Below are 24,495 nucleotides of genomic sequence, written 5' to 3' on the forward strand. Positions count from 1 at the left end.
TTCTTGGGTATCAAGCGCCAGTTGGTCAGAAAATTCTGCTTGAATACATAAACCGATCAGTACATTTTAACTGGCACATTAACCGATCAGTTTACCAAGCGGAGATCGACATGACCCAGACATTCAAGACATTGACGGCCACAGCCCTTGTCGCAGGGCTCGCGATGACAACTCAAAGCGGGGCGCAAAGCGGTCTGCCCAACCCGGGTTTTGAAATTACTCTCGGAAATACCGCATTGCTGGTCACCGATCCACAGAACGACTTCCTGCATCCCGACGGGGTCGCCTGGGGCGTCGTCGGCCCTAATGTGGAGGCGAACGGAACGGTCGAGAATATCGAGGCGCTGTTCACCACGGCCAAGGAAAACGACATCCCGGTGTTCGTCTCACCGCATTATTATTTCCCTCATGACCACGGCTGGCACTTTGAAGGGGCGCTGGAAACCTTGATGCATAGCATCGGCATGTTTGACCGGGCCGGGCCATTGGATACCGCAGCGTTCGAAGGTTCAGGTGCGGATTGGCTGGCGCAGTACAAGCCGTACATCGAGGATGGCGAGACGATCGTATCCAGCCCGCATAAGCTGTTCGGGCCCGAAACCAATGATCTGGTTCTGCAATTGCGCAAGCGCGGGATCGACAAGGTCATCATCGCGGGCATGTCAGCAAACCTGTGCACGGAAAGCCACATGCGCGAACTGCAGGAGCAGGGCTTTGACGTGATGGTCGTGACAGATGCCACCGCAGCCGCGCAGGTCCCCGGTTACGATGGCTATGCCGCGGCGCTGACCAACTTTCGCATGATTGCAAGTTATGTCTCCGACACCGACAGCGTTGTCGCTGCCATGCGGAACGCCGACTGACCCCGCCGGCATTCCGTTCCCCGACCGGCAATCCTCCCCCGTCCCCCCCCCCCGATGCCGGTCGGGGCATTTCAAAGGACAGTACCATGACCAACCAGCGCCCTCCTTTGCCACCTTTTTCGAAGCAATCGGCCTTGATCAAGGTACGCGCGGCTGAGGATGCCTGGAACACCCGCAATCCCGACATCGTCACGCCCGCCTACTCAGAGCAGAGCCGCTGGCGCAATCGCGCGACGTTTGTTCAGGGTCACAACCAGATCCACGCCTTCCTGACCCGAAAATGGCAGCAGGAAAAGGAATACCGCCTGATCAAGTCGCTCTGGATTTTTGCCGATGACCGCATTGCGGTGCGATTTGCCTACGAATGGCACGACGCGGAAGGTCAGTGGTCCCGTTCCTATGGAAACGAAAACTGGGAGTTCGATCGTGATGGCCGGATGTGCCGCCGGATCGCCTCGATCAACGATTTGGCGATCGAGCATAGCCAGCGCCTGTTTCACTGGCCGCTTGGGCCGCGCCCTGAAGGGCATCTCGGGTTGTCGGACCTTGGGCTTTGAATGCTACGACCGGTCAGCTTTCAGTGACCACCACAAAACCAAAGAAGGATTTGAAAGATGAACATGATTGCCATTTTCAGCATCCAGTTTGCGCTTTCCATCGTCATAATCGCGCTGTTGTCGCACTGGTACCTCGCCCCATGGTTGGCGAAGATGCCAACACGGCAGGCCATGAGTATCCTGATTATGCCGCATGTCTTCCGGCACCTCGGGCTTGTTTTTCTTGTGCCTGTAGTTGTCGATCCTGCGATCCCTGAAGGGTTTGCAAATGCAGCGGGATGGGGAGACTTTTCATCTGCACTGCTTGCGCTCCTCGCACTTGTAGCGTTGCGTTACCAATGGCGGCCAGCGACCGCTTTAATCTGGCTATTCAGTCTGGTTGGCATGATTGATCTGCTGAACGCACTGCGCCAGGCGGATGCGGTTCCTTATCTTGGTGCCGCCTGGTTTATCCCAACCTTCATCGTGCCTCTCTTGCTGGTCACACATGTGATGATCGTCACGAGACTGGTCCGCTCGGACGGACAGCATGCCGTGGTTGCCTAGCGATGCTCCGTCGCGCTCAGAGCTAGAACGCAAAACTCGTAATCCATTCAGAAATAGGAAACCAAATGGCCTACGCATTCTCCAAGATCGCCTTTACGCCATCTGTCCGGGATCAACAGGACAAGAACGGCGCCGGGAATTACGCCAGATTTCTGGCTGATGACCGGACGGGTGGTGATGTCCTTACTGAACGCGAAGCGGCGTTCATCCAAAGCAGCGATGGCTTTTATCAGGCCACAGTGTCTGAGACCGGGTGGCCTTACGTCCAGTTTCGCGGGGGGGCGGCAGGTTTCTTGCGCGTCATTGGACCAAGCGCGATTGCCTATGCCGACCTGCGTGGGAACAGGCAGTATATCAGCCTTGGCAATCTGACGCGGAACGACCGCATCTCGCTGATCATCATGAACTATGCCCTTGCCCAGCGGCTGAAGATCTGGGGCAGGGTGGAGGTGTCGGAGGTCCCCTCATCTGCCACGGACATCTGGCCCGCAACGGCCGAACGCATCATCACGATCACCATTGAGGCCTTTGACTGGAACTGCCCCAGTCACATCCCGCGCCGACTGACTGAGGAAGAATTCGGTGGCGAGATTGCCGTGCTGCGGGAAGAGAATAATCGCCTGCGACGCGCGCTTTCGGAACGACAGGCCGGAACGGAATGACCGGCCAATAAAACGCCGCACGCCTGCGGCCCCCTGACTGACAAAGGAATACGATCATGAAAAACGATATTGTCCGCAGAACCCTTTATACCGTCCTTGGTGGAACTGCCTTGCTGACGGCAGCGCTGCCGACGGCGACAATCGCCGCAGAAAGCCCCTTTGCCGTGACCATGGACAAAATGGAGATCGACGGCCTGAACATCGCCTATCGCGAAGCTGGCGATCCCGAGAACCCAACCGTTCTTTTGCTTCATGGGTTTCCGACATCGTCGCACATGTTTCGGGAGTTGATCCCCGAGCTGGCGCAGGATTACCACGTTATTGCCCCCGATTATCCCGGCTTTGGCGCTTCTGACATGCCGGACGCGGCCAGCTATGAATACAGCTTCGCAAATGCCGCCGATGTTGTCACCAAGCTGATTGATGCCAAGGGGGTGGACGACTATGCGGTCTACCTGATGGATTACGGCGCGCCTGTCGGCTACCGCATGTTTGCGCAGCACCCGGAACGCGTGACCGGCTTCATCATCCAGAACGGTAATGCCTACGAAGAGGGCCTGCGCGAATTTTGGGACCCGATCAAGGCCTACTGGGCCGATCCATCGACGCAAAACGGGGATGCCCTGCGGGGGTTTCTAACAATGGAGGCAACGATGTGGCAGTTCACGCATGGCGTCGGCGATGTTTCCAAGGTCAGCCCCGACAACTACTGGCACGTTCAATACCTGCTGGACCGCCCCGGTAATCAGGAAGTGCAGTTGGAGATGTTTCTCGACTATGGCACCAATGTGGATGAATACGCGAAATGGCAGGCCATGTTTCGCGAACATCAGCCCCCGGCATTGATTGTCTGGGGTAAGAATGACCATATCTTTCCGCCCGAGGGGGCGCATCCCTATCGCGATGACCTTAAGGATGTGGAATTCCACCTGCTTGATACCGGACACTTTGCATTGGAAGAATACGGGGACGTCATCGCGCCGGAGATGCGTGATTTCCTTGCTCGCACCACGGAATAGATGCTCAGGTGCCCCGCGCTAGCGGGGCATGCCGACCCGTTATCGAGGAATTGAAAAATGACGATATTTGACATGAAAAACGTGCGCCGGATCGCTGCTTTTTCGGATGGTTCGCGCGGCGGAAACCCTGCCGGTGTGCTGGTTGCTGACCAACTGCCCAGCGATCAGGACATGCAGGCCATCGCTGGCGCGGTCGGGTATTCCGAAACGGCATTTGCCGCATGGGATGGGGATCGCTGGCGCGTCCGCTATTTCGCCCCTGAAAGCGAAGTGGCTTTCTGCGGGCACGCCACGATTGCACTTGGCGCTGTCCTGACCGAGATGAAGGGGCCGAATACCTATCCGCTCAGAACCAACGCGGGCGATATCAGTGTGACAGGGCAGACCAGCGCGGCGGGACAGTCGCAGGTGCAGCTTTCCTCCCCGCCTACAAAAAGCAAACGCGCTGATCCGGCTCTTCTTCAGCAGGCGTTGTACCTCTTTGATTTGACACCCGACGACCTCGACCCGCAATTGCCCCCGGCTATCGCGAACGCTGGCAATGATCACCTTGTGCTTGCGCTGAAAGATCGCGAACGGCTGTCGCGGATGGAATACGACTTTGAAGCCGGGCGTCGGCTGATGCGGGACCACGGCCTGACCACAATCAATCTGATCAAGGTCGAAACCCCCCGCATGTTCCATTCTCGCAATGCCTTTGCGATCGGAGGCGTGACGGAAGACCCAGCCACCGGAGCCGCCGCTGCCGCGCTTGGCGGGTATCTGCGCGACATCAACTGGCCGCACGAGGGCCAGATTGAGATCGCACAGGGTGTCGATATGGGCATGCCATCGAAACTGAATGTGCGCATTCCGCACGAATCCGGAACGCCTGTGCACGTGTCAGGCGGTACGCGAAATATAGACGAGGTGAACCGCTGACGGTTCGGATCGCAGGTGCTCGCAAATCGTGATTGAGCCTTCGAACTTATGTCATTTTGAAGGCTCGAAGCGGAATACGTGCGCAGGCCGGAAACGGCTACGCCTTTGGGCCAATCACCCGTTCGGCCACGTCATTCAGCACTTCTTCCAGATCGAAATCGAGGTTCATGTGCGCCAGTTTCCCGTCGATCAGCAGGAACGACAGGCCGTGGACAAAGCTCCATAGCAGGAATGCCCGCTGGGTGTCCTGTTCCTCGATTGCCTCGCTCCCGCGGCACCACGCGACTTCCTGTTGTACTGCCGTGTAAGTGCCTTCGCCCATTTCAGACAGGGTAGCATGTTCGTCGTGATCTTCGGATAGCCCGAACATGAGCCGAAACACGCCGGGCTCTTTCTGCGCAAACCGGATGTAGACGCGACCGAGTGCGACAATTCTTGGCAGCGTGCCTCTGGGATGCACGCTGACTTCCTCCAGCATCTGCTCGCGCTGGCGCTGCATCCCCGCGACTGCAACCTCTTGAAGCATTTCGTTCTTGTCCTTGAAGTGCTTATAGGGCGCTGCAGTCGATACCCCAGCGACACGGCATGCTTCGGACACGGAAAAATGGTCTGGGCCCTTTTGCTCCACCAGCACACGGGTGGCCTCGATCAACTGGGTTTTCAGATCGCCATGATGATAGTTGCTCCGCTTGGTGTGTTTTTTCGTTTCTTCCATGATCCAATCTCTTTCATGCATCGTACCCCTTGTCAAAGTTAGAGTTACTAACATATGTTAGAGTCTCTAACTTTACAACTTTGGCTGAGGAAGGAAAAACGATGTCGACACCACAGCAGCAGGGGCTCTTGATGCGGGTATTGCGCAAGATCGCCTCCATCATCGTTACACTTGGGGTCATTGGCGCTTCGATCGCGGCAATCGCATTTGGTGCGCAGGCGCTGGCCAATCGTGCTGAAGATGTCCCGCCTCCAGCACCTGCAGACGTGGCCAAGGTCGCGGTCACGCCTTTGGTGCAGCGATCAGGTTATGTGGTCGAGCGTCAATATGTCGGGCAGACCGAAGCAACAGCCACGATGTCACTCTCGTTCGAATTGGGGGGGCGCCTTGCCAAGCTTCTGGCAGAGGAAGGCGATGAGGTGGCGGCCGGTCAGGTGTTGATGCGACTGGATACCGCCTTGCTCGAAGCGGAAAAGGACCGGCACATCGCCAACCGCGCTGCCGTTTCTTCCCAGCTTGTATTTGCCGAGTCTCAACTGGCCCGAGCCGAAAAGCTGCGCAAGGATGGTTTCACAAGCCAGGAAACCCTTGATCAGGTCCGCGCCACCCGCGACGAGTTGCAAAGCCGCATGGACGAGATCAAGGCAAGTCTTGCCTCGGTACGGATCAATCTTGAGAAATCGGTCATTTCCGCCCCATTTGCCGGTCGCATCGGATCGCAGTTCTTCGAAGAAGGCGCTGCGTTGAACGCAGGACAACCCGTTGCCGAGTTGATCGAGACGGACCGCGTTCAGGTCCGCATCGGTTTGCCGCTGGATCTGCGGCAAGATGCTTTGGCAGATGCCCGGATCACCGTGGGTGGTGAGGCCTTTCCAGCGACTTTGAGCCATTTTCGCCCAGACATCGATCCGATAACCCGCACCCGCACCGCTGTCTTCGACATTGATGCCGATGCTGATTTACAGTCCGTTTTCGGTCAGACGGCGGTTTTGCGGCTGAAGAATGAAGTGTCGTCGCCTGGTGCCTGGGTGCAGGTTGATGCGCTTCAGGAAGGGGCCGGGGGCGCATGGACGCTGTTGATGGTTGAGGACGGTGTCGTGCGTCCGGCGTTGGTCGAAATCCTCCACGCCGATGCACAGCGCGCCTTTGTCCGCGGTACCTTTCAAGACGGGGCGCTGAGCATTTACCAAGGGGCGCACCGGGTGGTGCCGGGCCAGTCCGTGCAGATCCTCCGGGCCGGGGAGGGATGACATGGAAACGCTGACCTTCCGCCAGCCCCGTCTTGTTGCACTGATCCTTCTGGTTCTGATCTCGGCCGGTTTGTCCTCTTTCCTGTCGCTGGGGCGGCAGGAGGATCCGACCATCACCAATATATTCGCAACTGTGACGACCAGCTTTCCGGGCGCGGACCCCGCGCGGGTTGAGGCGCTTGTCACCAGCGAGATCGAAGAGGAACTGCGCGAGATTGCCGAGGTCGATACGATCAATTCGGTGTCGCGAACCGGCGTTTCCGTCGTCTCCATCGAGCTGTTGGAGACATTGGATGAGGCGACGATTGAACAGGTCTGGTCAGAGGCGCGCGATGCCGTCGAGGATGCGCGCCGGAACTTTCCGAACGGTGTACAGCCGCCGGAATTCAACGCCGAAGGGATCAGCGCCTATTCAGCGGTGATCGCCATTTCAGCCGATCATGATGTGCCGATTACGCTGGTGCACGCGCATGCCGAAGGTGTTGCCGACCGGCTGCGCGGCATCCCCTCCACCCGTGCGGTCGACCTTTTCGGAGAGCCGGAGGAAGAAGTTCTTGTCGTTGTCGATCAGATCAAGGCGGCAGCGTTGGGGCTGACCCCCGCCGAGATCTCAAACCGCATTGCCGCGGCCGATGGCAAGGTTCAGGCCGGACGGGTGCAGGGCACACAGACGGATATGACGATCAACATTTCGGGTGAGATTGACGCGCTTGACCGATTGAACCGGATTGTCCTGCGCGAAAACGCTCAAGGTACTGTCGTAACGCTTGCCGATGTGGCGCAGGTGTCGCGGGGCGCGCGGGACCCGGCGACCGAAATGGCAATGGCTAATGGCCGCCCTGCGGTCCTTATCGGTGTTCTGGCGCAGGAAGGTGTGCAGATTGACCGCTGGATGGGCTTTGTGCGCGAGACGCTTCAGGAAGGGCAGGCGGACACGCCTCTCGGGCTGAGCGAAACGCTGTTGTTCGATCAGAGTACCTATACGGCAGATCGATTGGCGGAGGTGGGCACAAACATGGCCATCGGGGTTGGCTTTGTCGTGGCGGTCCTGCTGATTACCCTTGGCTTTCGCGCCGCCGCCATCGTGGCGCTGGTCCTGCCGGTGGTTTCGCTGGCGACTTTGGCAACCATGAACATCATCGGTTTGCCGATCCACCAGATGTCGGTCACGGGTCTGATTGTGGCTTTGGGCCTTTTGGTCGATGCGGCCATCGTGATGGTCGATGAAGTGCGTCAAAGGCTGGCGCGCGGCATGTCGCGACAGGATGCGGCAGGCGAGGCGACGCGGCGCCTGGCTGCGCCCCTGCTGGCGTCAACGGTTACGACGGCATTGAGTTTTACGCCGATGATCTTGTTGCCCGGACCCGCCGGTGACTTTGTCGGATCCATCGCCATCGCTGTTGTCTTGATGTTGATCTGGTCGCTGCTGATCGCGCTGACCGTGACACCTGCACTGGCAGGCTGGGTTCTGAAATCAGACCGACCTGCGGGCGTACGCATTCCGGCATTGGGCCGGGCATTTCATCAATCAATTCGCTGGTCGGTCAAGCATCCGGTCAAGTCGATTGCGGTTTCGGTCATCCTGCCGGTCTTGGGGTTTGCGGCCTTTCCGACCCTCACCGCGCAGTTCTTTCCCGGCGTGGAGCGGGACCAGTTCTATCTGGAGATCGACATGCCACCCGGTACCGCCATTTCACAAACCGCCGAGATCGCGCAGGCCGTTGACGCCACACTGCAGGGCGAGCAGGGGATCAAGAGCGTGTACTGGTCCATTGGTCAATCCGGGCCTGCGTTCTATTACAACATCACCGGCGGGCGCAGTCAGGAACCGTCTTATGCTCAGGCCATGATCACCACGCAGACCGAAGCCGATGCCGCCCGTCTGGTCCCGGCGTTGCAGGCAACGCTTGACCAATCCTTCCCACAGGCCCGCATCATCGTGCGCGGGTTGGTTCAAGGCCCGCCGGTTGCGGCGCCCGTCGAGGTGCGGCTTGTTGGCCCCGATCTGGAAACCCTGCGGAACTTGGGCAACGAGGCGCGTGGCCTGATGGCCGACCTGCCACTTGTCACACAGGTGAGATCGGGTGTTTCCGGCGGTGCCCCGCAGATCCGCTTTGAGATCGATGAGACCAACGCGCGGCTTCTGGGGTTTGACGTGACAACCATTGCGCGGCAGTTGGAAACCAGCCTGGTGGGTGTGGAAGGCGGCAGTCTTGTCGAGGGCACGGATCAACTGCCCGTCCGCGTCCGTCTGGATCAGGATTTCCGCGCGGATCTGAACGCAATCGCCCAGATGCCCATCCTGCTGCCCGGTGCCGAAGGCATCTCGGCGGAAGGCGCTTTACCGGTCGTGCCGTTGTCCACGCTTGCCAGACCCGTTCTTGAACCGGCTCCAAGTGTCATCACCCGTCGGAACGGGGAACGGATGAACACAGTACAAGCGTTTATCGTGCCGGATGTGTTGCCGGAGGAAGCCCTGCAATCGGTTCTTGCAGCGTTGGATGCACGCGGCTTCGAGGTCCCTTCAGGCTACAGGATCGAACTGGGCGGCGACAGCGATGCGCGGTCGAATACGGTTGGCAATCTGATGGCTTCTGTCGGATTGATCGTGACCCTGACCATTGCCACCATTGCGCTGACGTTCAATTCCTTCCGGCTGACGGCGGTGTCACTTGTCGTCTGCGTCCTGTCTGCGGGGCTTTCTATGCTGTCGCTGGCGGTGATGCAGTACCCCTTCGGTATCAATGCCATCATTGGCGTGATCGGGTCCATCGGTGTGTCGATCAACGCTGCCATCATCATCCTGACGGGTCTACAGGCAAACAAGGGTGCGGTGAACGGGGATGTCGAAGCAATGGCGGACGTCGTGACGGGATCCAGCCGACACATCGTTTCGACCACCATCACGACCTTCGGTGGCTTCCTGCCCCTGATCCTTGCGGGCGGCGGGTTCTGGCCTCCGTTTGCGGTGGCGATCGGAGGTGGCGTTCTGTTGTCGGCGGTGGTGTCGTTCTATTTCACGCCTGCGATGTTCGCCCTTGTCCGGCGACGCATCAAACCCGCTGACACCGTGGCACCGGATGAGAGTGCGGTCGTGATCGTTTCACCGCTTCCCAAACCTCAGCTTGCTGCGGAATAGGCTGGAAGGATCTGCATCACGCCCAAGATCGACGCGACAAGAGGGGGGTAACCTGCCATTCGGCCGAATGCGCTGAGCATGGTGCAGCAGCTGCAGATGACCCAAGAAAGTGCGAATTCATGTACGGTTCAGACTGGTCTATCGTCCATAGAATTCGGTTCCACTCCTTCTTCGCGCCGCGTGACTGTGCAACCTCAAAGGGGCGGCTTTCGCGGGCTAAATATTGTCTACTAAAAAATTAGTTTGACACTGTGCCCGACCCACAGTTAGCTTTGCCTCAGCTGGGGAGGACCAGCTCACATTATAATTTGGGAGGAGACAAGATGCGCAAGTATCTGCTCTCCGCGAGCGCGGCTATTGCTGTCATCGCGGGGTCTGGGTCTGCTTTTGCCGATACGGCAGCAGCTCAGAAATGGATCGATCAGGAATTCCAGCCATCAACACTGTCGAAAGACGCACAAATGGCAGAGATGGAGTGGTTCATTCAGGCCGCCGAGCCGTTCAGTGGTATGGAAATCAATGTCCTGTCCGAAGGCATTCCGACGCATGGCTACGAATCCGAAGTGCTGACCAAGGCCTTTGAGGAAATTACTGGGATCAAGGTCAATCACCAGATCCTTGGCGAAGGCGAAGTGGTGCAGGCTGTGCAAACGCAGATGCAGACCAACCGGAACCTTTACGATGGCTACGTCAACGACAGTGATCTGATCGGCACGCACTCGCGCCTGCAGCAGGCGTATAATTTGACCGAACAGATGGCCGGAGAGTGGTCCGCGACCACGTCGCCCACCCTTGATCTGGATGACTTCATGGGCATACAGTTTACCACTGGCCCGGATGGCAACCTGTATCAGTTGCCCGATCAGCAGTTTGCGAACCTCTACTGGTTCCGCAAGGATTGGTTCGACCGCGAAGACCTCAGGACGCAGTTCAAGGACAAGTACGGTTATGAACTGGGCGTGCCGGTCAACTGGTCAGCCTATGAGGATATTGCCGAATTCTTCAGCGAAGACGTCAAGGAAATCGACGGTGTCACGATCTATGGTCATATGGATTATGGCAAGCGTGCCCCTGACCTTGGCTGGCGTATGACGGATGCTTGGCTGTCGATGGCCGGCACCGGGTCCAAGGGTGAACCGAACGGTGTGCCGATCGACGAATGGGGCATCCGGATGGAAGCGGGATCATGCAACCCGGCGGGCGCCTCTGTCTCGCGCGGGGGTGCGGCCAACGGTCCGGCGGCGGTCTATGCGATCCGCAAGTGGGACGAATGGCTGCGCAAGTATGCCCCTCCGGGCGCGGCGAGCTATGACTTCTATCAGTCGCTGCCCGCACTGGCGCAGGGCAACGTGGCCCAGCAGATCTTCTGGTACACTGCCTTCACCGCTGACATGGTTGCCCCGCAGTCCGCAGGCAACAATACCGTGGACGAAGAAGGCACGCCCCTTTGGCGGATGGCACCCAGCCCGCATGGTCCCTACTGGGAAGAGGGTCAGAAGGTCGGCTATCAGGACGTGGGGTCCTGGACGTTCCTCAAGTCCACACCGTCCGACCGCGCACAGGCGGCATGGCTTTACGCCCAGTTCGTGACGTCAAAGACCGTGGATGTGAAGAAATCCCATGTCGGTCTGACCTTCATTCGTGACAGTACTGTAAACCACGAAAGCTTCTCCGAACGTGCGCCCAAGCTGGGCGGTCTGGTCGAATTCTACCGTTCGCCCGACCGCGTTGCATGGTCACCAACCGGCATCAACGTGCCCGATTATCCCAAGCTGGCCCAGATCTGGTGGCAGCAGATCGGTGACGTGAACTCCGGTGCGTTCACACCACAGGAAGCCATGAACCGTCTGGCCGAGGAGATGGACATCACCATGGCCCGGATGCAGGCCGCTGATGAAAGCGCCAACGTTTACGGCGGTTGTGGTCCGCGTCTGAACGAACCCAAGGATGCTTCCGAATGGCTTGGGCAGGGTGGTGCCAAGGCCAAGCTGGATAACGAAAAGCCGCAGGGCGAGACCGTCAACTATGACGATCTGGTTGCGCGCTGGAACCAGTAAGACGATTGATTGCCCGATTGATTGATCGGGCAATCCGTGGCCGAAGCGTGGTAATCTACGTTTCGGCCATCACTTCGCAAGGCGCGGGACGCACATGACAATCGAGTTGAAAGACGCCAGCAAATCGGTGCGGGGAATCACCCACATCAAGCCCACGTCGCTGGTGATGAAGCCAGGACATTTCAACGTGCTGTTGGGACAGACCGGGTCGGGCAAGACATCCCTGATCAAGCTGATGGCGGGGCTTGATCCGCTCGCATCGGGACAGATTTTCTTTGATGGTGAAGACGTATCGAAGCTGTCGACGCAGAAGCGCAAGATCAGCCTCGTGCACCAGTTCTTCGTCAATTATCCGCATATGACCGTATTCGATAACATCGCCTCCCCGCTGCGGGTCGCAGGCATGTCGAAATCCGAAATCGACGGCCGGGTGCAGGAAGCGGCTGACATCCTGCAACTGGGTCCGATGCTCAAGCGGCGTCCTCAGGAATTGTCCGGTGGCCAGCAGCAACGCTGTGCGCTGGCGCGTGCGATTGCCAAGGAAAGCCGCGCGGTGTTTCTGGATGAACCTCTGGCCAACCTTGACTACAAGCTGCGCGAGGAACTGCGCGAACAATTGCCCGAACTCTTTGCCGGTCGCGGTGCCGTCGTTGTCTATGCCACCTCAGAGCCGGAAGAGGCCTTGCTGCTGGGCGGAGAGACCGCGCTGATGCACGACGGCCATGTCACCCAGTTTGGGCCCACTGCACAGATATATCGCAAGCCCGCCACCCTTGCCGCTGCCCGTGTCTTTTCCGATCCGCCGATCAATGCAGCGGAGATCGTCAAATCCGGGACCGAGGCCCTATTGGAAACCGGCGTGGGATGGACATTGAAAGGGGCTGCGGCGTCGCTGCCGGACGGGCAGTACACTGTGGCCGTGCGCCCGCACCACGTCACGCCCCTTTCCGAAGGTGCGAACGATGTTGCGATGAAAGGCACCGTTCTGGTGACGGAGTTGTCCGGTTCAGAATCCAGCGCCCATTTCCAGATGGGGGATGACAGCTGGGTTTCGCTTGCCCACGGGGTGCACCCTTATGAGGTCGGAGAAAACCACCAGTTCTACATGAACGTCGATCAGGCCTTCTATTTCGCACCGGACGGGAGGCTTGTTGCCTGATGGCGAAGATCACACTGTCCAACCTGCGCCATTCCTATCTGCCGAGCCCGGCAGGCCCGGATGACTTTGCGCTCAAGCATATTGATCTGGATTGGGAGGACGGTGGCGCCTATGCGCTGCTTGGCCCTTCCGGCTGCGGCAAATCCACGTTACTCAACATCATTTCCGGGCTGCTGACCCCGTCAGAGGGGCGCATCCTGTTCGATGACAAGGATGTCACAGACCTGCCACCGGATCAGCGCAACATCGCGCAGGTGTTTCAGTTTCCGGTGATCTACGACACGATGACCGTGCGCGAGAACCTCGCTTTTCCGCTGCGCAATCGCGGCGTCGCGGAGCCGAGGATCGCGGAGCGCGTGACCGAGATCGCAACGATGCTGGAAGTGCAGGAGATGCTCGACATTCGGGCGGCGCACTTGTCCCCGGATAACAAGCAAAAAATCTCCATGGGGCGCGGGTTGGTGCGCGATGACGTCAATGTGGTGATGTTCGATGAGCCGCTCACGGTGATCGATCCCCATCTGAAATGGAAGCTGCGGTCCAAGCTGAAGGAACTCCACCAGCGGGTGCGGGCCACGATGATCTACGTCACGCACGACCAGACCGAAGCGCTGACCTTTGCCGATCAGGTTGTGGTGATGCAGGAGGGGGAGATCGTGCAGATCGGAACCCCGGTGGAGTTGTTCGAACGCCCGCAGCACACGTTCGTCGGGCATTTCATCGGCTCCCCCGGCATGAACATCCTGCCCGCGACGGTCGAAGATGGTCAGATCCTGTTCAACGGGCAAGGCGTTGCGGTCGAAGGGGCAGTCAAGGGTGATGGCGGGACGACAGAACTGGGGATCAGGCCAGAGTTTGTGTCGCTTGCCGACAGTGGGATCAGTGCCCGGGTGCGCAAGGTCTCGGACGTGGGACGTCACGCGGTGGTCGAAGCGATGGTGGGAGACACGGCCGTCAAAGCGGTCGTCGAAAGTGCCGCGCTTGAACAGGGTGCCGAAGTCCATCTGGCTTTCCGCCCCGACCAGACCCGCCTTTACCGCGACGGGTGGATCACGACGGAGGCAACCCCATGAAAACCGAAAACCAACGCGCGTGGTTCTTTGTCCTGCCGGTGCTGTTGCTGGTCGCATTCAACGCGCTTGTACCGATCATGACGGTGGTCAACTATTCGGTACAAGAGACCTTTGGCAACAATGTATTCTTCTGGCAGGGCCTTGACTGGTTTGAACAAATCCTGCGCTCCGACCGGTTTCATGCGGCTTTGGGCCGCCAGTTCCTGTTCACATTCCTGATCCTGATCATCGAGGTGCCGCTGGGTATCATCGTGGCGCTGTCGATGCCGCGTAAGGGGATGTGGGTGCCTGTGTGCCTTGTCCTGATGGCGCTGCCCATGCTGATCCCGTGGAACGTTGTGGGATCCATGTGGAACATCTTTACCCTGCCGAAGATCGGACTTTTGGGGTATTTCATGAACGATGTGCTGGGGGTGAATTATGACATGACCCAGCAGCCCTTTTCCGCGTGGGTCACCATTGTCGTGATGGATGTCTGGCACTGGACATCGCTTGTCGTGCTGCTGAGCTACGCAGGCCTCGTGTCGATCCCGGACGCCTATTATCAGGCGGCCAAGATCGACGGGGCGAGCCCCTGGAAGGTTTTTCGCTATATCCAGCTGCCCAAGATGAAGACGGTGCTGACCATCGCGATCCTGCTGCGGTTCATGGACAGCTTCAACATCTACACCGAACCCTTCGTTCTGACCGGCGGGGGGCCGGGCAATTCGACGACTCTTCTGTCGATCGATCTTGTGAAGATCGCGCTGGGTCAGTTCGACCTTGGCCCGGCTGCGGCGATGAGCCTGATCTATTTCGCCATCACGCTGCTGGTCTCATGGCTGTTCTACACACTGATGACAAAGGATGACGCGAAATGAAGAAACGCTCTCTCATCCCGATCCTTTATATCGCGTTTCTGATGTTGCCGATCTACTGGCTGGTCGCGATGAGCTTCAAGACCACGCAGGAAATCCTTGGCGGGTTCAGCCTCTTTCCGCAGACGTTCACGCTGGAAAATTACCGTGTCATCTTTACTGATCCGACGTGGTACTGGGGCTATATCAATTCGATTTTCTATGTGTCACTGAACACGGTGATCTCCGTCACGGTGGCGCTTCCAGCGGCCTACGCTTTTTCGCGGTATCGTTTTCTGGGGGACAAGCAGTTGTTCTTCTGGCTTCTGACAAACCGCATGGCGCCTGCGGCTGTCTTCGCGCTGCCGTTTTTCCAACTCTATTCCTCCGTCGGCTTGTTCGACACACACCTCGCAGTGGCGCTTGCGCATTGCCTGTTCAACATCCCGCTGGCGGTCTGGATCCTTGAGGGGTTCATGGGAGGCGTCCCGAAGGAACTGGATGAGACGGCTTATGTCGATGGCTATTCCTTCCCGCGATTCTTCCTGACGATCTTCCTTCCGACTATCAAGGCAGGCGTAGGCGTGGCGGCATTCTTCTGCTTCATGTTCTCTTGGGTGGAACTGCTGCTGGCCAAGACCCTGACAGCGGTGGAGGCGAAACCCATCGCCGCCACTATGACCAAAACCGCGTCTTCGGCAGGTTATGAGCTTGGTTTGCTGGCGGCCGCCGGGACCCTGACGATCATTCCCGGTGCTATCGTGATCTACTTTGTCCGAAACTACATCGCCAAGGGCTTTGCCCTGGGGAGGGTATGATGCAACGTGCCATCCTGATCCTTGCTGGCCTGATCGCCAGTCCAGCAGTTGCACAGTGGAGCAATGTCGCCAACAAGGAGGAAGAGGCGGGATTCAGTTGGACAGCGCCGCTTTGGCCATCGTTCTGGATGGCGTGGACGCCAGCCACCTTCGCCCTGTTCTGTGGCATCTTCGGGGCCATTGCGGTTATCGGTCTGCTGGAAGGGTTCAAGTACCGCGATGGCGTAGAACGCAAGGGCATCCTTGGCCTGACCACAACCCTGGGGGACCGCTTGTTCATTACGCTGCTTGGAACGGCCTACATCTTTCTTGGGTGGCTGGCGGTTGTGGGCCAGCCGCTTTGGTGGCCTTTGGCGATCAGCATCGGGTGGGGTGTCTTCTGTTTCAGGAAAGTTTGAGAAACTGCTTTGGAAACGCACGAACATGGGATTTACTGCCCGCTGTAACGAGTGAGCGACTGCCCGGGATGGGACAAGAATGAAAAAGAAGAAAAGTGAATTGCTGACAGAGGTGGAGCTTGAGTTCATGAATGAACTCTGGGCTTTGGGGGAGGGGACCGTGCGCGACGTGCTGCAGCAACTGCCCGACGATCGGAACCTTGCCTATACCTCCGGGGCAACCATCCTGCGCATCTTGGAACAAAAGGGTTTTGTCACCAGCCGGAAAGACGGCAAGAGCCATGTCTTTATTCCGGCGCTGGCCAAAGACGCCTACCAGATACGCTCACTCAATGATCTGTCGATGAAGCTGTTTGACGGCACACCTGCATCATTGGTGGCGCGCCTTGTCAACGACGATGCATTGACAGAGGAATCCCTGGGGCAAATCCGAGCACTTGTTGATCGGAGGTTGAAAAATGATAGCGGGTGAAGCACTGCTAGACGTGTTCATCGACGCCAATATCCTGTTTTTGCTGGGCTATGCCTTCTGGCTTGCTGTTCGTGCGGGGATGAATGGCTTTGGGCTGCGTTATGCCTATGGCACGCAACTACGACTTCTGAATGCGGTCTTTGCGGCCATCGTTTGCGCGCCTTTCATTGCGCTTGGGTACGACACGCTCCAGCAATCCGGCATGGCCCAGAACGTCAACGTCAACCTGTCGGACATGGTCGTGTCCTACTATCTGAACGGCGGTTTCGAAATGAAATCGTCCAGTTTCGAGGGGCTGGTTCTGGCGCGCGATACCTTCATGCTGAACGTGCTGCACGGCGACGGGATCGCCGCGCGGACGGTGATCGCGTTTTTCCTTGTGGGGTTGGTGATCGGGCTGGTGCGGTTGACCTATTCGGTATTCTGCCTGTGTCGCATCGTGGTCAGCGGTTATGCCTGGCGCAGCGTCGGGCGTATTCGTATCCGCGTCTCCGACCGGACCCTCGTTCCCTTCTCGACGCGCGGCTGGCGCAACTATTACGTCGTGATCCCATCGCAGATGTTGAGCAAGGAACAGGAACTGAAAGTCGCGCTTGCGCATGAATTTCAACACATTCGACAGGGCGATCTTGAATGGGAAGTCGTGCTGGAAGCGCTCAAGCCGTTCTTCTTTCTCAACCCCGCTTACCGTCTTTGGAAGCGGCAAGTCGAACACCTGCGCGAGCTGAATTGCGACAGCGAAGTCCTGTCTCAGGGGCGTATCAACATAAGCACCTATTGCGACAGTCTGCTGTCGGTGTGCCAAAGAACCCTCCGCAAGGATCGTGCCATGGTGCTGGCGGTTCCGAAGGTTACCTTGGTAACAGCGGATCGATCATCGCTGTTCGGGGGCAACGGCGGGTTTTTGAAACACCGTATCCAATCCATCCTGGACGCGCGCCGCCCCGCACATCAGCGGCTTGTCTTCATGGCGATGGCCGTGCCGTTGCTTGCCGCGGTGACGATCACCACAATCGCGATCCAGCGCCCCGGGGACTGGAGCCAGGACAGGCTGATGTTGTCCACGGTTGTCAATCTTGACCGACTTGACGAGATCAACCGCCTCTCGACCTTCGGGCGGCTCAGGAACTGAGCCGCCCTGCCTTGCCGAATTGCCAGGTGACGCGTGATGCAGGCGCGAGAATAGCGTTTCCTCAGACAGCGCGTTCAATCGTGAAGTCCTGGGATGACAACATCTGCAAGCGCCTTTTCCAGGCTGGCGACCAGATCTTCTGTGTCGATGTCGGTATTGATCTGAAATGCAATCGTCACGTTGGCGTCCGCATAGTGCCGCAGGCTTGATACGTAGCCGGGGACCCACCCGCCATGTCCATAGATTGGTCCGTATGGGCTGCTCGAATAGATGGCAACACCAGCACCGTATTTGATTTCCGGTGTATCGGGAGCGATGCTGATACCATCAAGGAGGTCATCCAGATAGGGTTCCGCCATCGCAGTCCCGCTGAAAAGCGCATGTCCCCATCGCGCCAGATCGCGCGAGGTCGACACCAACCCGCCGCCCGTCCATTCAATCGCGGGATCCCACAGCAACCTCCCCTCGCGGTCCATCGTGCGGGGTGGCATGCCAAAGGCGTTATCCGGGTCGGTGTATCCAACTGCCAGACCTGCCAATGTGCGCTGGTCTGACGGTTCGGTCTCCGAAAGATCCAGCGGTTTCAAGAATCGTTCGTGCAGAGTGTCGTAATAAGGGCGCCCGGTGACCTGCTCAATCATCAACCCCAACAGCAGATATCCGGTATCACTATAGGCCCAGCCTGTTCCGGCTGCGAAAAGTGGATCGGAGTCCTTTGCCAATCCGATCATCTCTTCAGGCGGCGGCGCGTCTTCGCCGGATTGCAGAAGAAGTCTCATCTCTTCTGCAAAGGCTTCGGTGTGAACATGGTCGAGTAGTCCGGCACTGTGATGCAGAATATCCCGGACGGTCATGCTGTCGTGATTGGGCAGGCCAATGAACCAATCATGTTCTCCCAAGTAATGGGATATGGGGGCGTCCAGGTTGATCAGCCCCTCTGCCTCCAGCGAAAGCGACATCGCACCAACAAAGGTTTTTCCGATGCTACCGGCAAGCATACGTGTCTGCGGCGTCATCGGGTGGCGGGCTTCTGCGTCTGCAAGACCAGTGGCAAGGGTTTCGACGGTGCCGTCGGGCAACACGTAAGCGACAGTGGCACCGGGAAAGCCATGCGCGATGCGATACCCGTCCAGCACCTTTTGTACCTCACTTGAAAGGTCAAGTGCGTGGACTGCCGACGACATAAGCAGAACCGTCGCCGAAATGCCGCTCGCCAAGATCCGGGGGATCGCCTTGAACATCACAAAGCTGGGCCTGCAGTTTCCGGGATCACCTTGGCCACGGCATCATGTCTGGTGAACATCTTGGCGCGGTTATACCAGACGACCGCAGCTGCAACGACGACAAGTATCCACGTGTCATAAGGCTGCGCATCGGGCCAGAATGGATTGATTAACTGCCAGTGGAACATCGCAGGCCAGAACAGCCCGCCAGCACCTGCGTTCAGGATTGGCGTCACAAGCACGCCGAGGGTAATGTTGCCAATGAAGAAGGGCCAGAAGTCCCAGCTGCCAAAGACTGTCCCGGATAAATGGAAAGCCGGCAGATGCCAGAGTCCCCAGACCGCACCGATGATCATCCCCGCCCAGAACGGCGCAACATGACGTTGCAAAAGCGGTTGCGCCAACCCGCGCCAGCCAAATTCTTCGACCGGTCCAAGAAAAAGCATCATGGCGAGAACAGCGAACATCGCGCTGGCGCCTTCTGGCGGTAGCGGCGCAAGAACCGGGCCGCCTTTTATCAGTGATCCGCCGACGAAAACCAATGGAACGAGAATGAGAATGAAGGCGATCCAGCCTGCTGAGATACGCCAGAACAGCATCCGTCTGACAAAGGAAATTAGGCCCCTGCGTCCGCCATGGATCAGAACAAGGGTGAAGGCCGCCAGCGCCGGGGACCATGTTGCAAGGAAGAAAATCGGATGCGCCCCGTCGATCTCTCCAAAAAGGCTGACGGCCTGAAGTGGAAACAGGATGTATGCGCCGATCAATCCCCATGTAATCGCAAATGTGATCAGCACAAACCAGACCAGACTGGTTGTTGGCAGGTCGCGGATGGGTACCGTTTGTGTTGATGACAAGGCGCATTTCCCTCGATTGCTGTTTTAACGCATATGAACAGGCTTATGGCGTCTGTGGCGGAGACCGCGATGACATCGATCAATATTGGATGATGAAATCTTTCCGTTGAAAGAATTGGCCCCTTCCGCATTTAAGGGATCTTGTGAGTTCAGAACGGAAAAGTTTTAATTTACGCGCGATAAGCTTATGATGACTTTGTAAGAAATAATGGGCTCAAGCGGGCGAGGGGTATCGTGGTCAAAATCAGGAATATGGAAGATTTCACCGCTGCTCGCTGATCCGTTTTTTGCAGAAATCGCCCGAAGCCTTGAGCAACTTTGTATTGATGTGGGGTACAGGTCGACCTTGTTCAGCGCCCATGGCAGCCCCGAACTCGAAGTCGAAGTGCTGGAGCATCTGGGCTCTCTCAAGCCGACAGGCGTACTGGTGGCGCCGCTTGGGCGGGCGTCAGACCGACGGGCAATTGAGAAATTCTGCAACGACGTCCCCACGCTGAGTTTTTACAGCAGCGTGGAAGAGTTCGGGATCGCTTTTGTAGGATCAGACAATGTGGGGACAGGGGGTAGTCCGCGTTCCTCCAGTACAGGCGCAAATTGTCGATACCGTTGGCGCAGGGGACACCTTCGATGCGGGGTTGCTGCAAAAGGACAGGCTGGCTAGCCTTGGTCCCGACGCCGTGGCGCAGGCGCTGGAATTCGGGGCACGCGTTGCCGCCGTAACGGTCTCTCGCGCCGGGGCCAATCCGCCATGGGCCAATGAGCTGTTGGCCAGAACTGGAAGTGCGATGACGTCGATCAATGAAGCCGAACTTGTTCAGAAGATTAAGGAACGTGCCGCAGGTCAGGATCGGCTGATCGTTGCGATCGCAGGACCGCCCGGGTCGGGCAAGTCGACGATCGCGCAAAGGCTGTCAGAACGGCTTGCGGTCTCGTCGGCAATCGTCCCGATGGACGGATTTCACAAAGACAACGAAGAGCTGCACCAACTGGGTCTTCTTCACAGGAAGGGCGCGCCGGAGACATTTGATGCTGCGGCGTTCGTCGAATTGATCCGTAAGTTGCGAAGCGCAGAGGCGATTGCCTTTCCGACCTTTGACCGGGAAGAGGACAGAACCGTTCCCGACGCCGGACAGGTCAGGAAAGGCACCCGCGTGGTTCTGGTTGAGGGGAATTACCTTTTGCTGGACAGCCCGCCGTGGCGCGACCTTGCTGGCCTGTTTGATTTGAGCATCCTGCTGGATGTGCGGCGGGAAGTGCTGAAATCCCGGCTGATACAACGCTGGCTGGATAATGGCTTGTCATCCGCTGATGCCGAAGCGCGTGCCACGGTGAATGATCTGGCAAACGTCGATCATGTTCTGCAAAACTCCAGCCGCCCTGACGTTTTGCTTCAGGCCTCTGTCGACACGTGACTTGCAGGGATTGTCGCAGAACCGGGTTTAGCTCAAGGATCGCGCACCGCTTCAAGGTGGCGTTGAAAAGAGGGGTCCTGCATCAATTTCCTGCACCGATCGAACCGGCCGGTTGCATAGGCCCAGAAATCTTCGGCTGGGTTTTCATCTGCCAGTTGGATCAGGCCCCATAGCGTCCAAAGCAGGTCGCACATCGCTTTGTATATCACCATTCGACCTGTCTCTGCCGGTGTTGGCGCGCGCCCGAAGTAGGCCGCCATCATCTCTGCATCCTGCCTGTCGGTCATGCCTGCCTCGACGGAAAGGTCTCCCAGATCCCAAAGCGGATCGTTCATGCCGGAGTATTCCCAATCAACGATCCACATCACCTTGCCATCGTCGAGAAAGTTTTCGCACAGTGGGTCGCAGTGACAGGGGGCCAATGGAAGGTCGGCTTTGGCCAACACCTCCTTGACGGGTTTCGCGGCAGCGACCACGTCATGGTAGCCGTCAGGCAATTCCACGTCTTTCGTTGACAGGATTTTCAAATAGTCGTCGATCATCGAGAAGAGCTCGAAACGGAAATCAAAAGTCTCACCGGAATTGTGCAACTTCGACAGCGCCACACCGGCCCGCGCAGGCGATCCTTCGCGGGACGCAAACAACTCCGGGGTCATCGTCTCGATATTCGGGACCGCTTCGGAAATCATCAACCCACTTTCCGCTTCGCCATAGATCACTTCCGGAGAGATACCCGCCCGTGCGGCAGCTTTCGCATTGTGAAGTTCCACCGCCCTGTCGATGTAGGCTTCTGTGCCCTCACCGGGGATGCGCACGATGACGGAACGGCCGACGACATCGACGCGGTGAACAAGATTGGTCAATCCGCCCAGCCGGGTAATCTGGTCTGCGTTCACAATACTCTTGAACGCTGGTGCCTTACGCAAGGCGGCCATGACTTTCTTTGCGTGTTCTGACATCATCCTCTCCCGTTCATGCTTTGAGCTTCTTGTTTTCAGGGTCGTAGACAGGGCCTTCGACCTGTGTAATCGGGTGCCGGTCCCCAAAGACCTCGAGCGTGAACTCGGTCGAATTCCAATGCGCGGCGTCCAGATATCCGCGCAGGATTGTCTTGCCGACCATGTACCCAAACCCCACGGACGTGGCCAAGGAGACAACCGCCTCTCCCATCAGGATCGCCTCGCCCCCCGTTAGCGGGAGGTGGTCATCGCTGATAAAGGTGCATAGTTTGCGCGTCGGACCATCTCTTCTTTGCGCCTCCAATACCTTCCGGCCCTTGAAGTCGCCCTTTGATTTCAGGTGCACTCGAAACCCCAGACCTGCTTCTATCGGTGTATAGTCCGGCGAGACGTCGCCAGACCAATAAACGTACCCCTTTTCCATGCGAAGCCCTTCGATGGCGCGATAGCCGACGTTTGCAATGCCGTGTGGCCGTCCAACCTTCCAAAGCGTGTCATAGACATGCGCTGCGTATTCCGTCGGAATGTGCAGTTCGTACCCCATTTCGCCCACATAGCCGATCCGCGCCGCCAGAACGGGGGCCGCGCCGATGATGATCTCGCGTGCAGATGAAAACGGGATCGCGGCGTTTGATACGTCGCTTTCGGATGCTGCCTTTAGCACGGTGCGGGACAGGGGGCCGACAAGGTTCAGCACCGCATATCCGCTGGTTACATCAACCACATGAACGTCGTCCGGCAGGTTGCGCGCCAGCCAGTCACTGTCGTGCACACCGAATCCCGATCCGGTAATCATTCGGAAATGGTCCGGACCCAGCCGGATGAAGGTCACATCAGCCTCGATCCCTCCGGCATCGTTGCACATCTGGGTGTAGATGATCGCGCCTTTGGGTTTGTCCATGTTGGAGACACACAGCCGTTGCAGCGCCGACAGGGTGCCAGCGCCCAGAATATCAAACTTGGCAAAGCTGGTCTGGTCGATCAGGGCGGCTCGTTCCCGCACGGCTTTGTGTTCCCCGGCGGCATATCGCTTCCATCCCGGATCAAGGAAATCAAGCTGGTCGACCGGTGCTATCCCATCGGGGGCAAACCACAGCGGGCGTTCCCAACCGTTCTTGGAGCCAAAGACCGCGCCCGCCGCTTTCAGTCGGTCATAAAGGGGAGACAGGCGCAATTGACGAATGGTTTCATGTTCCTGACCGGGATACCGCATCTTGTAGTGATGTGCGTAATGTTCGACGGCGCGTGGGTACATGAAGGCGCGGGTGCCGTGATGCGGGCCGAAACGCCGCACATCAAGCGGCCAGAGATCAAGCGAAGGGGCACCGTCAACCACCCATTCCGCGATCATCTCACCCGCGCCGCCCCCGGCTGCGATGCCATAAAGAAACCCGGTTGCCAGCATCAGATTATCGAAACCCGGCTGCCAACCCATCACGAAGTCCCCATCCGCGGAGTAGGGGATTGGCCCGTTTATCACCTGCCGGATGCCGACATCATTCAGGATCGGTGTGACCTGCCCGGCACGTTCTGCAAGGGGCAGGAAACGATCAAGGTTTTCCGGCAGCAGTTGCCGTACGAATTGCCCCGCTATCGCGGGATCACCAAACGGTACCGTATTGTCTTCGTAACCCCCGACAACAAGCCGCCCTCCAACGTCCGGCTTGTAATAAACCAACCGTTCCGGGTCTCGCAGCGTGGGGTAGTGGCCGATCTCCTCTCCTGTGCTCTCGGTGACGATGTACTGATGCTCGACCGCGCAGGCAGGCACGCGTATGCCCAGCTTCGCGCCCAACTCGCGGCTCCACATGCCCGTAGCGAGGATGACGGTGCCAGCCTCCCATGTGCCTTTGGACGTGATGACTGACCTGACGCGACCGTCGGTCACTTTGAAGTCTGTGACCTCGACATGCTGCCGAATGTCGGCCCCTTGCCTGCGCGCGGCACCTGCGATGGCCTGACAAAGGGAGGCAGGATCGACATGGCCATCCGATGGAATGAACGCGGCGCCTTCCAGACCGGTGGTATCGATCAGGGGAAACAACGCTTTGGCTTCCGCAGGAGAGATGATCTGCATTTCAAGATCGAAACTGCGTGCCATCGTCGCAAGCCGCTTGGCTTCCAGCAAACGATCGCGGGTTGCCGCCAATCGCAAGGATCCGGTTTTCTTCCAGTCGAATTGCAACCCATCTTCGTTCTGAAGACGGTCATACATCGCGACGGATTTCTGCAGCATCCGTGTGGTGTTTCGCGAAGACCGCAGCTGCCCCACCAATCCGGCGGCATGCCACGTGGCCCCCTCCGTCAGCCCGGCACGTTCCAGCAGGACGACGTCCTTTTCGCCCCTGTGTGTCAGATGATAGGCAATGGAGCATCCAATGATGCCGCCGCCGATAATCAGATGCTTTGCGGAATGTTTTTCCATGG

The 24,495-nt window shown here is 58.1% G+C and carries 22 protein-coding genes; 17 read left to right on the plus strand and 5 right to left on the minus strand.

Annotated features, from left to right (window positions below):
• Nucleotides 1-110: 110 nt before the first annotated feature.
• From AB4X18_RS12360 to AB4X18_RS12385, 6 genes are all read left to right on the plus strand, one after another.
• A complete protein-coding gene (locus AB4X18_RS12360) occupies nucleotides 111-863 on the plus strand; it encodes a cysteine hydrolase (RefSeq protein ID WP_370400363.1) in 753 nt (250 codons plus the stop codon).
• 86 nt (nucleotides 864-949) lie between these two features.
• Nucleotides 950-1,420, plus strand: coding sequence for a DUF1348 family protein (locus tag AB4X18_RS12365; RefSeq protein WP_370400364.1), 471 nt, complete (start codon nucleotides 950-952; stop codon nucleotides 1,418-1,420).
• Nucleotides 1,421-1,477: 57 nt separating this feature from the next.
• Entirely contained in the window at nucleotides 1,478-1,966 is a 489-nt protein-coding gene (locus tag AB4X18_RS12370) for a hypothetical protein (protein ID WP_370400365.1), read from the plus strand.
• A gap of 65 nt (nucleotides 1,967-2,031) precedes the next feature.
• Complete coding sequence (locus tag AB4X18_RS12375) at nucleotides 2,032-2,628, plus strand: pyridoxamine 5'-phosphate oxidase family protein (RefSeq protein ID WP_432816648.1); 597 nt, start codon at nucleotides 2,032-2,034, stop codon at nucleotides 2,626-2,628.
• Nucleotides 2,629-2,684: 56 nt separating this feature from the next.
• Entirely contained in the window at nucleotides 2,685-3,647 is a 963-nt protein-coding gene (locus AB4X18_RS12380; RefSeq protein ID WP_370400367.1) for an alpha/beta fold hydrolase, read from the plus strand.
• Between the two features lie 57 nt (nucleotides 3,648-3,704).
• Entirely contained in the window at nucleotides 3,705-4,568 is an 864-nt protein-coding gene (locus AB4X18_RS12385; RefSeq protein WP_370400368.1) for a PhzF family phenazine biosynthesis protein, read from the plus strand.
• Nucleotides 4,569-4,665: 97 nt separating this feature from the next.
• Here AB4X18_RS12385 and AB4X18_RS12390 read toward each other — a convergent pair whose 3' ends face one another.
• Entirely contained in the window at nucleotides 4,666-5,283 is a 618-nt protein-coding gene (locus AB4X18_RS12390) for a TetR/AcrR family transcriptional regulator (protein ID WP_370400369.1), read from the minus strand.
• A gap of 101 nt (nucleotides 5,284-5,384) precedes the next feature.
• Between AB4X18_RS12390 and AB4X18_RS12395 the strand changes: the two genes are divergently transcribed.
• The 10 genes from AB4X18_RS12395 (at nucleotide 5,385) to AB4X18_RS12440 (ending at nucleotide 17,617) form a co-directional block, all read left to right on the plus strand.
• Nucleotides 5,385-6,533: an efflux RND transporter periplasmic adaptor subunit gene (locus AB4X18_RS12395; protein ID WP_432816649.1), complete on the plus strand. Its 1,149-nt coding sequence runs from the start codon at nucleotides 5,385-5,387 to the stop codon at nucleotides 6,531-6,533.
• Between the two features lies 1 nt (nucleotide 6,534).
• Nucleotides 6,535-9,672 (plus strand): efflux RND transporter permease subunit, encoded by a 3,138-nt coding sequence (locus tag AB4X18_RS12400; protein ID WP_370400372.1) that lies wholly within the window; start codon nucleotides 6,535-6,537, stop codon nucleotides 9,670-9,672.
• Between the two features lie 323 nt (nucleotides 9,673-9,995).
• Nucleotides 9,996-11,729, plus strand: coding sequence for an ABC transporter substrate-binding protein (locus tag AB4X18_RS12405; protein WP_370400373.1), 1,734 nt, complete (start codon nucleotides 9,996-9,998; stop codon nucleotides 11,727-11,729).
• A 94-nt stretch (nucleotides 11,730-11,823) separates the two neighbouring features.
• Entirely contained in the window at nucleotides 11,824-12,888 is a 1,065-nt protein-coding gene (locus AB4X18_RS12410; protein ID WP_370400374.1) for an ABC transporter ATP-binding protein, read from the plus strand.
• A complete protein-coding gene (locus tag AB4X18_RS12415; RefSeq protein ID WP_370400375.1) occupies nucleotides 12,888-13,961 on the plus strand; it encodes an ABC transporter ATP-binding protein in 1,074 nt (357 codons plus the stop codon). Before AB4X18_RS12410 ends, AB4X18_RS12415 begins: the two co-directional genes overlap by 1 nt.
• Nucleotides 13,958-14,821, plus strand: a complete 864-nt coding sequence (locus tag AB4X18_RS12420) for a carbohydrate ABC transporter permease (RefSeq protein WP_370400376.1) — start codon at nucleotides 13,958-13,960, stop codon at nucleotides 14,819-14,821. The genes AB4X18_RS12415 and AB4X18_RS12420 overlap by 4 nt, the downstream gene beginning before the upstream one ends.
• Entirely contained in the window at nucleotides 14,818-15,615 is a 798-nt protein-coding gene (locus AB4X18_RS12425) for a carbohydrate ABC transporter permease (protein ID WP_370400377.1), read from the plus strand. The genes AB4X18_RS12420 and AB4X18_RS12425 overlap by 4 nt, the downstream gene beginning before the upstream one ends.
• Entirely contained in the window at nucleotides 15,615-16,013 is a 399-nt protein-coding gene (locus AB4X18_RS12430; RefSeq protein WP_370400378.1) for a DUF2160 domain-containing protein, read from the plus strand. Before AB4X18_RS12425 ends, AB4X18_RS12430 begins: the two co-directional genes overlap by 1 nt.
• A gap of 79 nt (nucleotides 16,014-16,092) precedes the next feature.
• On the plus strand, nucleotides 16,093-16,485 hold the full coding sequence (locus AB4X18_RS12435) for a BlaI/MecI/CopY family transcriptional regulator (RefSeq protein ID WP_370400379.1): 393 nt from the start codon (nucleotides 16,093-16,095) through the stop codon (nucleotides 16,483-16,485).
• Nucleotides 16,472-17,617 carry a M56 family metallopeptidase gene (locus tag AB4X18_RS12440; protein WP_370400380.1) on the plus strand — a complete coding sequence of 382 codons (1,146 nt, stop codon included), beginning with the start codon at nucleotides 16,472-16,474 and terminating at the stop codon, nucleotides 17,615-17,617. Before AB4X18_RS12435 ends, AB4X18_RS12440 begins: the two co-directional genes overlap by 14 nt.
• Nucleotides 17,618-17,691: 74 nt before the next feature.
• Here AB4X18_RS12440 and AB4X18_RS12445 read toward each other — a convergent pair whose 3' ends face one another.
• Complete coding sequence (locus AB4X18_RS12445) at nucleotides 17,692-18,801, minus strand: serine hydrolase domain-containing protein (protein WP_370400381.1); 1,110 nt, start codon at nucleotides 18,799-18,801, stop codon at nucleotides 17,692-17,694.
• Between the two features lie 56 nt (nucleotides 18,802-18,857).
• Nucleotides 18,858-19,697, minus strand: coding sequence for a CPBP family glutamic-type intramembrane protease (locus tag AB4X18_RS12450; RefSeq protein ID WP_370400382.1), 840 nt, complete (start codon nucleotides 19,695-19,697; stop codon nucleotides 18,858-18,860).
• A 548-nt stretch (nucleotides 19,698-20,245) separates the two neighbouring features.
• Here AB4X18_RS12450 and AB4X18_RS12455 point away from each other — a divergent pair.
• The gene (locus AB4X18_RS12455) at nucleotides 20,246-21,109 is read left to right on the plus strand and encodes a PfkB family carbohydrate kinase (RefSeq protein ID WP_370400383.1); all 864 of its coding nucleotides are present in this window, start codon (nucleotides 20,246-20,248) and stop codon (nucleotides 21,107-21,109) included.
• Nucleotides 21,110-21,141: 32 nt separating this feature from the next.
• On the opposite strand, the gene AB4X18_RS12460 is transcribed toward AB4X18_RS12455, so the two are convergent.
• Both AB4X18_RS12460 and AB4X18_RS12465 read right to left on the minus strand, forming a co-directional pair.
• Nucleotides 21,142-22,068, minus strand: a complete 927-nt coding sequence (locus tag AB4X18_RS12460) for a phosphotransferase (RefSeq protein WP_370400384.1) — start codon at nucleotides 22,066-22,068, stop codon at nucleotides 21,142-21,144.
• Between the two features lie 13 nt (nucleotides 22,069-22,081).
• On the minus strand, nucleotides 22,082-24,493 hold the full coding sequence (locus AB4X18_RS12465; RefSeq protein ID WP_370400385.1) for a GcvT family protein: 2,412 nt from the start codon (nucleotides 24,491-24,493) through the stop codon (nucleotides 22,082-22,084).
• Nucleotides 24,494-24,495: the final 2 nt, after the last annotated feature.

Origin of the sequence: Sulfitobacter rhodophyticola, assembly GCF_041281685.2 — a bacterium.
In the GTDB taxonomy this organism is placed as follows: Bacteria; Pseudomonadota; Alphaproteobacteria; order Rhodobacterales; family Rhodobacteraceae; genus Sulfitobacter.

What these genes read in the sequence shown, in the direction of transcription:
- AB4X18_RS12410 (WP_370400374.1), top strand. Translation starts at nt 11,824, where the DNA reads ATGACAATCGAGTTGAAAGACGCCAGCAAATCGGTGCGGGGAATCACC.
- AB4X18_RS12385 (WP_370400368.1), top strand. Translation starts at nt 3,705, where the DNA reads ATGACGATATTTGACATGAAAAACGTGCGCCGGATCGCTGCTTTTTCG.
- AB4X18_RS12430 (WP_370400378.1), top strand. Translation starts at nt 15,615, where the DNA reads ATGCAACGTGCCATCCTGATCCTTGCTGGCCTGATCGCCAGTCCAGCA.
- AB4X18_RS12365 (WP_370400364.1), top strand. Translation starts at nt 950, where the DNA reads ATGACCAACCAGCGCCCTCCTTTGCCACCTTTTTCGAAGCAATCGGCC.
- AB4X18_RS12360 (WP_370400363.1), top strand. Translation starts at nt 111, where the DNA reads ATGACCCAGACATTCAAGACATTGACGGCCACAGCCCTTGTCGCAGGG.
- AB4X18_RS12435 (WP_370400379.1), top strand. Translation starts at nt 16,093, where the DNA reads ATGAAAAAGAAGAAAAGTGAATTGCTGACAGAGGTGGAGCTTGAGTTC.
- AB4X18_RS12425 (WP_370400377.1), top strand. Translation starts at nt 14,818, where the DNA reads ATGAAGAAACGCTCTCTCATCCCGATCCTTTATATCGCGTTTCTGATG.
- AB4X18_RS12370 (WP_370400365.1), top strand. Translation starts at nt 1,478, where the DNA reads ATGAACATGATTGCCATTTTCAGCATCCAGTTTGCGCTTTCCATCGTC.
- AB4X18_RS12455 (WP_370400383.1), top strand. Translation starts at nt 20,246, where the DNA reads ATGTGGGGACAGGGGGTAGTCCGCGTTCCTCCAGTACAGGCGCAAATT.
- AB4X18_RS12380 (WP_370400367.1), top strand. Translation starts at nt 2,685, where the DNA reads ATGAAAAACGATATTGTCCGCAGAACCCTTTATACCGTCCTTGGTGGA.
- AB4X18_RS12415 (WP_370400375.1), top strand. Translation starts at nt 12,888, where the DNA reads ATGGCGAAGATCACACTGTCCAACCTGCGCCATTCCTATCTGCCGAGC.
- AB4X18_RS12375 (WP_432816648.1), top strand. Translation starts at nt 2,032, where the DNA reads ATGGCCTACGCATTCTCCAAGATCGCCTTTACGCCATCTGTCCGGGAT.
- AB4X18_RS12420 (WP_370400376.1), top strand. Translation starts at nt 13,958, where the DNA reads ATGAAAACCGAAAACCAACGCGCGTGGTTCTTTGTCCTGCCGGTGCTG.
- AB4X18_RS12440 (WP_370400380.1), top strand. Translation starts at nt 16,472, where the DNA reads ATGATAGCGGGTGAAGCACTGCTAGACGTGTTCATCGACGCCAATATC.
- AB4X18_RS12405 (WP_370400373.1), top strand. Translation starts at nt 9,996, where the DNA reads ATGCGCAAGTATCTGCTCTCCGCGAGCGCGGCTATTGCTGTCATCGCG.
- AB4X18_RS12465 (WP_370400385.1), bottom strand. Translation starts at nt 24,493, where the DNA reads ATGGAAAAACATTCCGCAAAGCATCTGATTATCGGCGGCGGCATCATT.
- AB4X18_RS12395 (WP_432816649.1), top strand. Translation starts at nt 5,385, where the DNA reads ATGTCGACACCACAGCAGCAGGGGCTCTTGATGCGGGTATTGCGCAAG.
- AB4X18_RS12400 (WP_370400372.1), top strand. Translation starts at nt 6,535, where the DNA reads ATGGAAACGCTGACCTTCCGCCAGCCCCGTCTTGTTGCACTGATCCTT.
- AB4X18_RS12460 (WP_370400384.1), bottom strand. Translation starts at nt 22,068, where the DNA reads ATGTCAGAACACGCAAAGAAAGTCATGGCCGCCTTGCGTAAGGCACCA.
- AB4X18_RS12445 (WP_370400381.1), bottom strand. Translation starts at nt 18,801, where the DNA reads ATGTCGTCGGCAGTCCACGCACTTGACCTTTCAAGTGAGGTACAAAAG.
- AB4X18_RS12390 (WP_370400369.1), bottom strand. Translation starts at nt 5,283, where the DNA reads ATGGAAGAAACGAAAAAACACACCAAGCGGAGCAACTATCATCATGGC.